Genomic DNA, 11,609 nt, shown 5'->3' with positions numbered 1-11,609 from the left:
GTGGACTTCAAGTTGGCAGCCCCGGATGGATTCGAACCACCGAATGCCTGAGTCAGAGTCAGGTGCCTTACCGCTTGGCGACGGGGCTGTGTAACCAGTGACGCATAGTGTAGCGCGTCTGTTAGCGCTTGGAGAACTGGGTGGCGCGACGGGCCTTGTGCAGACCGACCTTCTTACGCTCAACTTCACGGGCGTCGCGGGTCACGAAGCCTGCCTTGCGCAGTTCCGACTTCAGGGTTTCATCGTACTCCACCAGCGCGCGGGCGATGCCCAGGCGGATGGCGCCGGCCTGGCCGGTGATGCCGCCACCGGTGGTGGTCACGGTGATGTCGAAGGTTTCCGTGTTCTTGGTCAGCTCCAGCGGCTGGCGCACGATCATGCGGCCGGTTTCGCGGCCGAAGAACTCGTCCAGCGGACGACCATTGACCGTGATGTTGCCGGTGCCCTTGCGCAGGAACACGCGGGCGGTGGAGGACTTGCGACGGCCGGTGCCGTAGTTCTGAGTGATAGCCATGATTAGATGTCCAGGACCTGCGGCTGCTGAGCGGCGTGCGGATGATTCGGGCCGGCGTAGACCTTGAGCTTGCGATACATGTCGCGGCCCAGCGGGCCCTTCGGCAGCATGCCCTTCACGGCGGTCTCGATGACGCGCTCCGGATGGCGCTCCAGCGCCTGGGCCAGCGTCTCGGTCTTCAGGTTGCCGATGTAGCCGGTGAAGCGGTGGTACTTCTTGTCGGCCAGCTTGTTGCCGGTGACGTGGATCTTCTCGGCATTGATCACGACGAGGTAGTCGCCGGTATCAACGTGAGGGGTATAGACGGGCTTGTGCTTGCCGCGGAGGCGACGGGCCAGCTCGGTGGACAGGCGACCCAGGGTCTTGCCTGCTGCGTCGACGACGTACCAGTCGCGCTGGACGGTCTCGGACTTGGCGGTAAAGGTGCTCATGGAACTCTCGTGTGTCTGGTCGGGCGGATTCCGCGGTTTCTCGGCCGGAACTTTGCCACGCGTTGTGAAGGGTGAAACGTAAGAGGCGGGATTGTACGGGGCCTTGCCGCAGTGCGCAACCCGGGCCTACCCGACCTATCGGGGTGCCGGGCAGACGCGGCTGAAACGAGTCGGCACAATACGACCCATGAACACGCGGACCCTCTCGCTTCTCGACGGATGGCTGGTGGAGGCCCAGCGAGGGCTGGACACCGTCTTCGGCAACCCGCCCGCCCATCGCGCCAACCCCGCCGGGGACACCCCCGACGTGGCCCTGGAACCGGACGAGCAGCGCCATGCCGCCGGCCTGATGCGCATCAACCATGTCGGCGAGGTCTGCGCCCAGGGCCTGTATTTCGGGCAGGCGGCCGTCGCCCGTGACGGCGCCACGCGCGCCCACCTGCTGGACGCAGCCCAGGAAGAGACCGACCACCTGGCCTGGTGCGCCGACCGCCTGCGCGAACTGGACAGCCGCCCCAGCGTGTTCAACCCGCTGTGGTACGCCGGCAGTTACGCGCTGGGCGCCCTGGCCGGCCTGCGCGGCGATGGCTGGAGCCTGGGGTTTGTGGTGGAAACCGAGCGCCAGGTGGAGGCGCACCTTGACGAGCACCTGGAGACCCTTCCGCCTGCCGACCTGCGCAGCCGCGAGATCCTGACCGTGATGAAGGCCGACGAAGCCCGCCATGCCGATCATGCGCAACAGGCCGGCGCACGCACCCTGCCCTCGCCGATCCCGACCCTGATGGCGGGCGCCTCTAAGCTGATGAAGGCGGTGGCGTACCGTCTTTAGAAGCCTCCTGGCCCCATGGCGGCCAGATCCAAGGACGAGGACCTGCATCGAAGCTTTTCCCCGGAAGGCCGCGTCAACAGGGACATGCGGATGGCGGGCCTGGGCCCGCCCTACCCGCCGGACGTCAGCTTCAGCCCGATGATGCCGGCCACGATCAGCCCGATGCACACCAGGCGGGCCGCCGTGGCCGGCTCCTGAAACAGCCACATGCCGACAAGCGCCGTACCGACGGCACCGATGCCCACCCAGATCACGTACCCCGTGCCCAGCGGGATGTACTTCAGCGCGACCGCCAGCAGCCAGAAGCTGGCCGCCGCCGCCACGGCCGTGACGACGCTGGGCACGAGTCGGGTAAAGCCCTCGGAATACTTCAGGCCTACGGCCCACACCACTTCCAGCAATCCCGCCAACACCAGCCAGACCCACGCCATACGTCACCTCCTCAGGTTTGATCGCCCGGGCCATAACGCGAAACGGCCCGGAACTCGCGTTCCGGACCGCCGTCGGTCCTGATGCGCGGCTCGCGCCGCGGGCGGGTCGTCCCGCCGGTTGTGTGGGCAGACTAGCGCAGGCCACCCGAACCGGATGTAACCCGCGCCCGCCGTCAACCCGTCACTCGGACAGGTTGCGCCCGTGGTACAGCTCCTCGATCTCCCGCTTCAGGCGCGCCTCGATCTTCATGCGCTCCTTGAACGAGAGGTTCTTGGCCTTTTCCTCGAACAGGTAGTTGTCCAGGTCGAAGTCCTTCAGGTGCATCTTCGTGTGGAAGATGTTCTCCTGATAGACATTCACGTCGAGCATCTCGTAGCGCGACTTGATGTTCTTGGCCAGGAAATCCTGGATCGAATTGATCTTGTGGTCGATGTAGTGCTTCTTGCCCTTCACGTCGCGGGTGAAGCCGCGCACGCGGTAGTCCATGATGACGATGTCGGACTCGAGGCTTTCGATCAGGTAGTTCAGCGCCTTCAGCGGCGAGATCACGCCGCAGGTGGCCACGTCGATGTCCGCGCGGAAGGTCGCGATGCCGTTGTCCGGATGCGTTTCCGGATACGTGTGCACCGTGATGTGCGACTTGTCCATGTGGGCCACCACCGCGTCGGAGATGATCTCCTTCCCTGCGTCCTTCTTGTCGATCACCGGCTCCTCGGAAATGAGGATGGTCACCGACGCCCCTTGGGGGTCGTAGTCCTGGCGGGCCACGTTCAGGATGTTGGCGCCGATGATCTCCGCCACATCCGTGAGGATCTGGGTCAGGCGGTCGGCGTTGTACTCCTCGTCGATGTACTCGATGTACCGGCGACGCTCGTCCTCGGAGGAGGCGTAGCACACGTCGTAGATATTGAAGCTCAGCGCCTTGGTGAGGTTGTTGAAGCCTTGCAGCCGCAGGCGAGGCAGGGGTTTTACCACGGCGGTGGTCCCTCTCTGGGGGGTATCGGATGAGGGGGCGGATTATGCGCCATATGGGGTGACAGCGAAATGTCCGTGTCCGCCCGTCGGCCGGCCGGCATGGGACTGGCCCAGCCCTTGCATGGCCTGCGTTTGCCGTCGGCCACGTATTCGGACTAAGCTTCCTGAATTACGAGCTGCGACCACCATGAGCCTAGGCATCCCCCTTTCAGCCCCCGCTCGCCCCGCCGCCAGTCCCCTGACGCCGGACACAGCCACGCTTGAGCGCTTCCTGGCCCACAGCCATCGTCGCCGCTACCCAGCCCGTGCCGATGTCTTCCGCCCGGGCGACCCGGCCGGCACCTTGTATTACGTGGTCAGCGGCTCGGTCAGCATCATCACCGAGGAAGATGACGACCGTGAGCTGGTGCTGGGCTATTTCGGCGCCGGCGAGTTCGTCGGCGAAATGGGCCTGTTCATCGAATCCGACCGCCGCGAAGTGATCCTGCGCACCCGCACCCAGTGCGAGCTGGCCGAGATCAGCTACGAGCGTCTGCACCAGCTGTTCCTGGGCACGCTGTCCGCGGACGCCCCCAAGATCCTGTACGCCATCGGCGCCCAGCTGTCGCGCCGCCTGCTGGACACCAGCCGCAAGGCCAGCCGCCTGGCGTTCCTGGATGTTACGGACCGCATCGTGCGCACCCTGCACGACCTGGCCCGCGAACCGGAGGCCATGAGCCACCCGCAGGGCACCCAGCTGCGCGTGTCCCGCCAGGAACTCGCCCGGCTGGTCGGCTGTTCGCGCGAGATGGCCGGTCGCGTATTGAAGAAGCTGCAGGCCGACGGCGCCCTGCACGCGCGCGGCAAGACCGTCGTCCTGTACGGCACGCGCTGACTGCAACTCTCCAGGCAGGCACCGAACGGTCGCCTGCCCACTGACCACCGCAACTGTCTGCGCGCCCTTCCACACGGCCATCCGCCCGAAGCAGACCTTGCTCGCCCATATGCGCCTCCCGCGCGCTTGAGCCGCGCTGACAGGCCGCCTCCGCACATGCCGCAGCCGTCCGGCACGAGACGCCCGGACAGGCACGCGCGGCGGCGACCGAGTGCGCCCGTTCTGCTACCTCTCTCGCCGCCGGAATTCTTCAGCGCGCGATATCCAGCGGCGCCTGCGTCCGTGGCTCCGCGGCCGGAGCCGCGACGCGTTGCTGCGCGTCCAGCGCCTGCTGGTGCGCGTCGACGCGGGCATGCCATGCCTGACCGAGAGCGGATGCCTGCAACCCCTGTTGCGCCGTCTGCAGCGCTGCCGGGCTGCCCTCGCGTGCTGCCGCCAGCAGACGTTCGATCTCCGGGCTCGGCTGCCACACCGCCGGAGCCGTCGACGTGACCGAAGGGCCGGGCGTCGCCTGCGGGCTGCCGGTCGGACGGCGCACCTCTTGCGCTGCCGGCTCGCCGGGGGCCAGCGGCCCCCGAACGCGATCGATGCCGTCGAGCACCAGACCCAAGGGGCCGCGCGCCGCGACCGTGACGCTGCGGCGCAGGTCGCCCACATCGTCCCGATAGTCCGCGATGATGCCGCGGTGATCTTCCGCGAGCCCCCGCGCCTGCGGATCGGACAGTGCGGAGCGATCGGCTCGCCCTTCGCCATCCACCGGCAGGAAGTTGTGCATGCTGTGCGAGTCGGCGGACATCACCGACGCCGTCAGCGGCATGTCGCGCTGCAGCAGGTCCCGCAGCATGTTGTCGTGATAACCGGTGCGGTGGAGGGTCTCGATCTCCTGCGCGGTGGCGTAGATGCGCACTTGCCCGTAATGCGGACTTGCGGAGCTGACCGCGTCGACCGCCATCACGTGGTTGGTCACGCGGTCGCCGCCTTCCGGAATGCGCCGGTCCAGACTGGCTGCGCCATAGGCGTTGAACGTCTGGCCCCGCAGGTCGAAGTGGTGGGCCGACACCTGTGCGAGCGTGCCGCCGAGGGAGTGTCCGGTCACGGTCACTTCGGGCACCGTTCTGCCCGGCTCGCGTCCCTGCCGTTCCGCGTACTCGACCGCGCGACGGGTCAGCTCCACCGCATCCGCCGCCTGGCTGTTGGTGCGCGCGAACACCATGCCACCGTCGGCGACCACGCCGTCACGGAACGCCTCCCGCCCGAACTCGGTGCCGCGATGGGCGGCGACCACCGCGCCACTGGCCTCATGCTGATAGACGGTGCCCTGGTAACCGGTGCGCGGATTGTCCACATGGTCGATCACGCGGTAGCGCTCGCCGCCGATGACGACATCCTTGTTGAGCAGGTCCTGCATCTGCCCGCCACGGTCGTAGCTGTGATCCGCAAGGTAGGCATACTGTTGCGGGGTGAGTCCCATGGTCAGGCCTCCCCGGCGGTCAGCACGATGTCGAAGAATTCTTCGCGCTGGTCGGCTGGCACTTTCTGCAGATCCGGCTGCCCGTAATCGCGATAGCTGTCCGCACCCGGCTCACTCGGATAGCGCGCCTTCCAGTAGTGGATCGCCTTGGCGGTACCTTGCGACACCTCGTCGCCGTTGAGCTTGGCCACGAAGCGCGTGCCGCCCTGGGCACCCGGCGCCTGAAGCTGCACCTGGGCCTGGATCAGCTTCCAGCGGCACACACCGCGCCCGTGGTAGTCGGCATCGACCATGCCGTCGACATGGACGACACCGGCGTACTCGTTGTCGGAGACGCGCTGCAGGCGCAGCGGGATGTCGTGGGTCGGCACGGCCGAGGTATGACCTCCCGGATTGCCCTTCGGTGGCGGCAGGCATTCGGGATTGACGACGTCGTACTGCGCCGCGCTGGAGACGATCTCCAGGGGACCGGGGGCTCCCTCGATGCGCAGCGTCAGACGATAGGTCTGGCGCGGAGCGGGATTTTCGGTGAATGTCGGGGGGCTGTTCTGACTGTCCATGGCACCGCTGCAGGCTGTGGGGGAAACAAGAAGGAGAAGGAAGGCCGTCGTCAACGCCTTACTTCGCCCATCCGGTAGATGATCCATCTTCATTCTCCTCGACTCGCATCGACGACTGACGCCGTCCTCGGAATTCCGGGTGCGCTGCAGCACGGCACAAGAACCGCGACCCGCACACCCTGACGGTTGACGATCGCGTTGAACGCGGGCGCAGAGGCACGCTGGCCGACGCCCCGCGCGACTCAACGGGCCGGACCCGTCGGGTCGCGGTCCGTGACGGAGGGTTCGACCGTTGGCGATTCCTTCCGCCACGATTCACCTGCCGGCGTCTTGAGGTAATCGTCCAACGCCTGGCGCATGGCGCGGTCATCGCCGCCATGCATCGCAGCGAACATGCGATCCACGAACGAACGCTGCGCGTCCTCGCTGCGGGCCTGCGGCAGGGCGCTGGCCGCGGCGGGATCGCGTGCGGCCTCGCGCGTGGACGCGGCCAATGCCGCGCGGGAGCGATCGCCGTACTCGCCATCCACCTTCAGCCCGCGATCCGCCTGGAATGCGCGCAGGGCATGTTCGGTCTGCGGCCCGAACTTTCCCGAGGTCGTCTCCAGCGGCCTGCCATCAGCGCCGTGGTAGCCCAGCTGATTGAGCTGCTGCTGCAGTTCGCGCACTGCGGCACCCGATGCGCCGTCGCGCAGCACCTCGGCCGCGGGCGGGCGTGAGGGCACGGCAGCATCGCGCTCGGCGCCGCGCAACAGCGGCAACGGATCGATCTGGCGGCCATCGCGCCATAACTCGAAATGCAGATGGGTATCGCCCTGGGCCGGCGTATTGCCGGTACGCCCCATGGTGCCGATCTGCTGCCCGGCCTCCACGCGCTGCCCATTGCGCACGCTGAACCCGTCCAGGTGGAAGTACTTGGTGAGCGAGCCATCGTCGTGCCGCACATGCACGGTATTGCCGGCCGCCTCGTTGTTCGGACGCACCACCACGGTACCGCCCGCGACGGCCACCACCGGATCACCGACGTCACCCTCAATGTCGATTCCGCCATGGCGCCGCCCACCGCTGCGTGGCGTACCGAACTCACCCCGGCCCTCGCGTGGCTTGTCGGCCTGGTTAATCTCGCGATTGCCCGGTGTCGGCCACGCCAGTTCGCCTTCTCGCGGCTGCGCTTCCACAGGTTGGGCGCGGTTGCGCTCCTGTTCCGGCAACGCGAGCTGCTGCGCGATGGCCTCGCGCGTGCGCGCGTCGGCATTGCCGGTGGCTTCCAGCTGATTCGCCCTCTGGAAAGCGCGGATGGCCTCCTGCGTCCTGCCGCCGTAGATGCCCGAGCGCGTCTCCAGCTCTGCGCCTTGGCCATCGCGAAATCCCAGCTGGTTCAGCGACGTCTGCAAGGCGCGCACCTCTTCGCCCCGCTCGCCGACCTGCAGCACACCATCGGCCAGCGGCGACGTGCGCTCGCGCACGGCCGCATCGGGCTGGCTGGCGTGGATGCCGCGATCGGGAATGCTGATGGCGGCGTACTTGGTGTTCCAGTACTGCGAGAAGGTGGTCGCCAGTTCGCGGTCATCGAGTCCGCGAAGTTCTTCAGGCTTGCGCCCTGTCAGCCTCTCGACATCACTGGCGCTGATGTTCCCCAATATGTTCCGCCGGGTACTCGCGAGCGAGAACTCTCCCGTCGCGATGGCGCTTTGCACGGACTCATAACCAGCAGCCCCCTGCTGGTGAGCAAGATAAAGATCGAGCCCGCTTGGCGTCTCGTTTCCTGACAGAAAATCGTGACCGCTACGCTGCTGCCTGCGGCTTATGTCCGCAAGATTGTCCTGGTACAGCGCTGCAGCCGCACGCGTACTCTGCACGGGATCGAATTCTTGTCCCCCGATGCCGTAATCCTCCGCCGTGCGCGGCATGAACTGGAACAACCCCTTCGCACCACTGGGGTTGCTCGCATCGGGATTGAAGCGGCCGCCCGTCTCGATGTAGGCGAACCGGAGGAAGTCCTCGCGGGGAATGCCGCTCGCCTGTGCTTGGCGTTCGACGATATCGAGGATCTGTTCACGGGTGTAGTCACTGGCCATCACTGGCTCCTCTTGCTGATGTTCGCGACCTTGGGTCGCAGGACGTCAACCGGGCTCGATCCGTGAGCCTTGTAAAGGGCGGTCAACTCGAAAGGTTCAGGGCGTATAACGCTCTGCATTCGCGTCGAAGCGGTAGGTTACCGCATCCGCGGGCCCGAGCGCACGTACCTTGCCGGGGCCTGCATTCGTGTTCCCCGTGGGGGTGACTTTCAACGCCGGCAGTCCGCCATCCGACGCCGGCTCGAAGGCCAGGTCGCCGGTGCTGGCGGTGCAGGGCATCACATGACCGTCACTGCAGGCCGCCTGATTGTCCCCGCCAACGCGCACACTGCCAACGTAGCCCCACTGGCGGAACGACAACGCGTCCTTGCCATCGGGATCGAAGAGGAACATGGCGAACGACTGCACCTCCTCGCCATTCATGAAATCTCGTGTGGGAACAGCCAGCACGTAGCGACCATCGGCAGTGGCGTATCCCTTCGCCTTGCGCGACGTATCGATCTCGTCCGCGCGCCCCAACCGTCCGAACTCACCGACGTAGCCATCGGTATCCGGCTTCGACCACTCCACCTTGCCATCCTTCTCGACGCGCGTGAACGTCGCCTGGGAGATCGCGACATGCTCGGGATCCATCATCCCGTTGTCGCCTTCTGGACCCTCGCCCACGCTTCTGCTAGCGAAACCGGTGAAGTAGTGCTTTCCGTTCAACTCGAACGCGTGGCCGTACCAGTAGCTGACGGTGGCACCGCCATCGACTTTGTAACTGACCGCGCCATCGCCGTCGCGCTGATAGATGAAATACAACACGCTGTCCGCGGAAGGCGGCTTCAGCTCCGACATATCCTTTTCCTTCGTTTGGGGGGGCGGTGTCCCGGTCACTGCGTCCGCGCTTTGTGGTGCCTGCGCATCGCAACCGCCGGCGGCTATCGCGATGGCGACCAGGAGCAGGCAGGAAAGCTGTTTCATGTGCGGCAACCTCATGTGAACGATTCCTCGGGTACGGATTCCGCCAGCGCACGGCGGAGGTGATGCGTCAATGGCGGATTGGCGTGTATTCCGGGCGTCCGGAGCCTTCCCAACGCCCGGAGGAAATGGCTTTCGGGCAGACCGTCTTGTATTGCGCCAAGGACAGCGTGTCGTCCTTGGTCCATGGTTTTCCATAGGGATTCGGCGGATCGCAGTACGGCATCAGCGTGTACGCGCCGGTGAAGGGCGGTATCGGCTTCCAGCACGGCGCGGGATTCCGTCTGATGTCCTGCCCCTGCGTGCAGAACACGAACGGATCATCCATCCGGTAGAACAAGCGCTGGTAATAGCCGCTGGACTGGGCACTGAGGTCGAACAGCACCAGCAGGCTCAGTGGGATGGCGAACCTGACGCTTCGTTTCATGGCTACACTCCTTCGTAGTACATGGGAATCGACGATCGCAGGCTACCTGCACGCCGCGATATGTCACCACACGCCTGATGTGGCGAATGTTGCAGTCCACGAGTAAGAGGTTTGGATTGCACGACTCTCATCATCGCTCGTCCCTGCTCAAATGCGTTGTACGCCATGAGCTGTCCGACGGCACCCTGGAAGAACGCGGCCGCCATCGGCGGCACGGCGACCAAGAACAGGGGCCTCCTGCATGAGCCACCAGAAATGCGCTCTCGCTTCATCCAACATCATTATTCAAAGTTCCGGGCCAGCCTCAGTTGACGAGTACGGGACGAGTGCAGTTTGAGTAGATGATCTCGCACCGGCTCCGCCCATTCTTCTCATAGCAACTATCGAGGGCCGTCCTAGATGCATCCTCTATAGTCGGACCTCCGGCATGGGATCCGAATCTAGGCTGCTTATCTCTATCTATATGATCAGCGATCACGGCACACTGATTCTTGTACGTGAGCGTTATGATGCACTCTCTTCCGCCAGATGCAGCGCATTTGTCCATAGCTGTGCGAACAGCAGAACGTTTACTGAACTCGCCCGTGGATGTCCCAATAACGGCCGCCTCATTATCCAGCGCAAAAGCGCCCCATGTGAGTTTCCAGCGAGGTTGACGAGGGGCTGGCGCTACGTTTACCGCACCAGATTTACTTGGCAGACACTGTTGACTGCCCGGCGTAACTCCCTGGGGGCAAGCCATCTGCGCGAGCGCGGTCAATGGCGATGCGATAGAGACTAAACCAAGGAATGCGGGGATCTTCATCGTTGAACCTCTCACACAAGGGAAGGCCTGCGACTTTGCGTGGGATCATTGATAGGCGCGGCGTTGCTTGCAGGAGGTTCTGCGGGTGCCGGAGCCGGGTGGTATCCACCACCCGGCCGCGTCGGCTGCATCGCCTGCCCCTGCCCAAACGCGTTGTACGCCATGAACTGTCCGACGGTGCCCTGGAACGAGGCGGCCGCCATCGGCGGTGCGGTGATCAGGAACAGGGTCATCGACAAGCCTAAGCCGTCTGCCGCATGACCATGCTGCTGAACAACCATTGAGACTCATTACTCCGGTGACCTCCGTAGACTCTCAGTTAACAAGAACTGGATAAGAGCACCCAGAGTAAACGACCTTGCACGGCTCACCTCCTGCTCGCATACATGCTGCCTGCGCAAGCTTCGACGCTTCGTCCACGTCTCGACCATCTTGATAGTAAGCAGTTGTGCGGCCCTGACTGTCCGGCTCCGTTTCCGCCATCACCGCGCAGTTGTTTTTGTAATCAAAAACCGGTTTGCAGTTGCCCCCTCCCATCGCAACGCATTTTCGCTTCGCCTCACGAATCGCAGCCGCACGAGAGAAGTGTCCACTTGACGTACCGACATATCCGGTACTCCGATCCTCCACCATCGCACCCCACGCCGTTCGCCAGCGCGGCCGCGGTGTAGGGGCTTCTGATGTCCCTCCCGAGGGCAGACACTGGGAGCTCCCAGGCGTTACGCCCTGGGGACAGGCCATCTGTGCAACAGCCGGAATCGACCAGGCGGACATCAAGCCTAGTGAGAGTAATGCTCGAAATGCAGCAGCTCTACTGCTCATGAGACCGTCCTTTGCGGAACCTGATGTGTGCTTGAACTAGCGCCGGCACTCTCGATTGGCGCTGGTGCAACCGGATAGATTGGCCTACCTTGCCCGGGTTGCATCACCTGCCCCTGCCCAAACGCGTTGTACGCCATGAACTGTCCGATGGCGTCCTGGAAGAATGCGGCGGCTATGGGCGGCACGGTGATCAGGAACAGGGTCATCAGCAGTCCTAGGCCGCCCTGCTGCATTGCCATGCTGCTGACGCCCTGGGGCGAAGCGCTGGCTGCGAGCATGGTCAGATACTGGGCGGCGTACGAGACCGCCACCGCGCCCAGCAGCTTCGAGATCATCGACACCGTGAAGCTCAGCACCGCCAGCGAGAACATGGTGCCGATGCCGCACCCGACCCAAATTTTGAAATGACCGTTCATCCACCTTGGATT

At 64.7% G+C, this 11,609-nt stretch carries 15 protein-coding genes and 1 tRNA gene; 2 read left to right on the top strand and 14 right to left on the bottom strand.

What is annotated here, in order from left to right; translation table 11 throughout:
• Positions 1 to 13: 13 nt before the first annotated feature.
• The 3 genes from IAE60_RS06870 to rplM form a co-directional block, all read right to left on the bottom strand.
• Positions 14 to 88: transfer RNA gene (locus IAE60_RS06870), tRNA-Gln, on the bottom strand.
• A 33-nt stretch (positions 89 to 121) separates the two neighbouring features.
• The gene (gene rpsI, locus IAE60_RS06865; RefSeq protein ID WP_162110517.1) at positions 122 to 514 is read right to left on the bottom strand and encodes a 30S ribosomal protein S9; all 393 of its coding nucleotides are present in this window, start codon (positions 512 to 514) and stop codon (positions 122 to 124) included.
• A 2-nt stretch (positions 515 to 516) separates the two neighbouring features.
• Positions 517 to 945 carry a 50S ribosomal protein L13 gene (gene rplM / locus IAE60_RS06860; RefSeq protein WP_055936916.1) on the bottom strand — a complete coding sequence of 143 codons (429 nt, stop codon included), beginning with the start codon at positions 943 to 945 and terminating at the stop codon, positions 517 to 519.
• A 187-nt stretch (positions 946 to 1,132) separates the two neighbouring features.
• Between rplM and coq7 the strand changes: the two genes are divergently transcribed.
• Positions 1,133 to 1,774 carry a 2-polyprenyl-3-methyl-6-methoxy-1,4-benzoquinone monooxygenase gene (gene coq7 / locus IAE60_RS06855; protein WP_187574316.1) on the top strand — a complete coding sequence of 214 codons (642 nt, stop codon included), beginning with the start codon at positions 1,133 to 1,135 and terminating at the stop codon, positions 1,772 to 1,774.
• A 110-nt stretch (positions 1,775 to 1,884) separates the two neighbouring features.
• Here coq7 and sugE read toward each other — a convergent pair whose 3' ends face one another.
• Entirely contained in the window at positions 1,885 to 2,205 is a 321-nt protein-coding gene (gene sugE, locus IAE60_RS06850) for a quaternary ammonium compound efflux SMR transporter SugE (protein WP_187574315.1), read from the bottom strand.
• A gap of 181 nt (positions 2,206 to 2,386) precedes the next feature.
• Positions 2,387 to 3,181, bottom strand: coding sequence for an adenosylmethionine decarboxylase (speD, locus tag IAE60_RS06845; protein ID WP_185895179.1), 795 nt, complete (start codon positions 3,179 to 3,181; stop codon positions 2,387 to 2,389).
• A 187-nt stretch (positions 3,182 to 3,368) separates the two neighbouring features.
• On the opposite strand from speD, the gene crp reads away from it, so the two are divergent.
• Positions 3,369 to 4,055: a cAMP-activated global transcriptional regulator CRP gene (gene crp, locus IAE60_RS06840; RefSeq protein WP_185895178.1), complete on the top strand. Its 687-nt coding sequence runs from the start codon at positions 3,369 to 3,371 to the stop codon at positions 4,053 to 4,055.
• Positions 4,056 to 4,305: 250 nt separating this feature from the next.
• Here crp and IAE60_RS06835 read toward each other — a convergent pair whose 3' ends face one another.
• From IAE60_RS06835 to IAE60_RS06795, 9 genes are all read right to left on the bottom strand, one after another.
• Complete coding sequence (locus IAE60_RS06835) at positions 4,306 to 5,526, bottom strand: Tle-like phospholipase domain-containing protein (RefSeq protein WP_187574314.1); 1,221 nt, start codon at positions 5,524 to 5,526, stop codon at positions 4,306 to 4,308.
• Between the two features lie 2 nt (positions 5,527 to 5,528).
• Positions 5,529 to 6,086, bottom strand: coding sequence for a hypothetical protein (locus tag IAE60_RS06830; RefSeq protein ID WP_187574313.1), 558 nt, complete (start codon positions 6,084 to 6,086; stop codon positions 5,529 to 5,531).
• A gap of 242 nt (positions 6,087 to 6,328) precedes the next feature.
• A complete protein-coding gene (locus tag IAE60_RS06825) occupies positions 6,329 to 8,164 on the bottom strand; it encodes a peptidoglycan-binding protein (protein ID WP_187574312.1) in 1,836 nt (611 codons plus the stop codon).
• A 96-nt stretch (positions 8,165 to 8,260) separates the two neighbouring features.
• Positions 8,261 to 9,130 carry a hypothetical protein gene (locus IAE60_RS06820; RefSeq protein WP_187574311.1) on the bottom strand — a complete coding sequence of 290 codons (870 nt, stop codon included), beginning with the start codon at positions 9,128 to 9,130 and terminating at the stop codon, positions 8,261 to 8,263.
• A gap of 67 nt (positions 9,131 to 9,197) precedes the next feature.
• On the bottom strand, positions 9,198 to 9,554 hold the full coding sequence (locus IAE60_RS06815) for a hypothetical protein (RefSeq protein WP_187574310.1): 357 nt from the start codon (positions 9,552 to 9,554) through the stop codon (positions 9,198 to 9,200).
• 304 nt (positions 9,555 to 9,858) lie between these two features.
• The gene (locus IAE60_RS19015) at positions 9,859 to 10,296 is read right to left on the bottom strand and encodes a DUF4189 domain-containing protein (protein ID WP_425504465.1); all 438 of its coding nucleotides are present in this window, start codon (positions 10,294 to 10,296) and stop codon (positions 9,859 to 9,861) included.
• 74 nt (positions 10,297 to 10,370) lie between these two features.
• Positions 10,371 to 10,592 carry a hypothetical protein gene (locus tag IAE60_RS06805; protein WP_187574816.1) on the bottom strand — a complete coding sequence of 74 codons (222 nt, stop codon included), beginning with the start codon at positions 10,590 to 10,592 and terminating at the stop codon, positions 10,371 to 10,373.
• Positions 10,593 to 10,674: 82 nt separating this feature from the next.
• Positions 10,675 to 10,992, bottom strand: coding sequence for a DUF4189 domain-containing protein (locus IAE60_RS19010; RefSeq protein ID WP_187574308.1), 318 nt, complete (start codon positions 10,990 to 10,992; stop codon positions 10,675 to 10,677).
• 185 nt (positions 10,993 to 11,177) lie between these two features.
• Positions 11,178 to 11,597: a hypothetical protein gene (locus tag IAE60_RS06795; RefSeq protein WP_187574307.1), complete on the bottom strand. Its 420-nt coding sequence runs from the start codon at positions 11,595 to 11,597 to the stop codon at positions 11,178 to 11,180.
• Positions 11,598 to 11,609 lie beyond the last annotated feature (12 nt).

It is taken from the genome of Pseudoxanthomonas mexicana (assembly GCF_014397415.1).
Lineage (GTDB): Bacteria > Pseudomonadota > Gammaproteobacteria > Xanthomonadales > Xanthomonadaceae > Pseudoxanthomonas_A > Pseudoxanthomonas_A mexicana.
The sequence above is the reverse complement of the archived record's forward strand: the minus strand, read 5'-3'. Positions and strand labels throughout refer to the sequence as shown.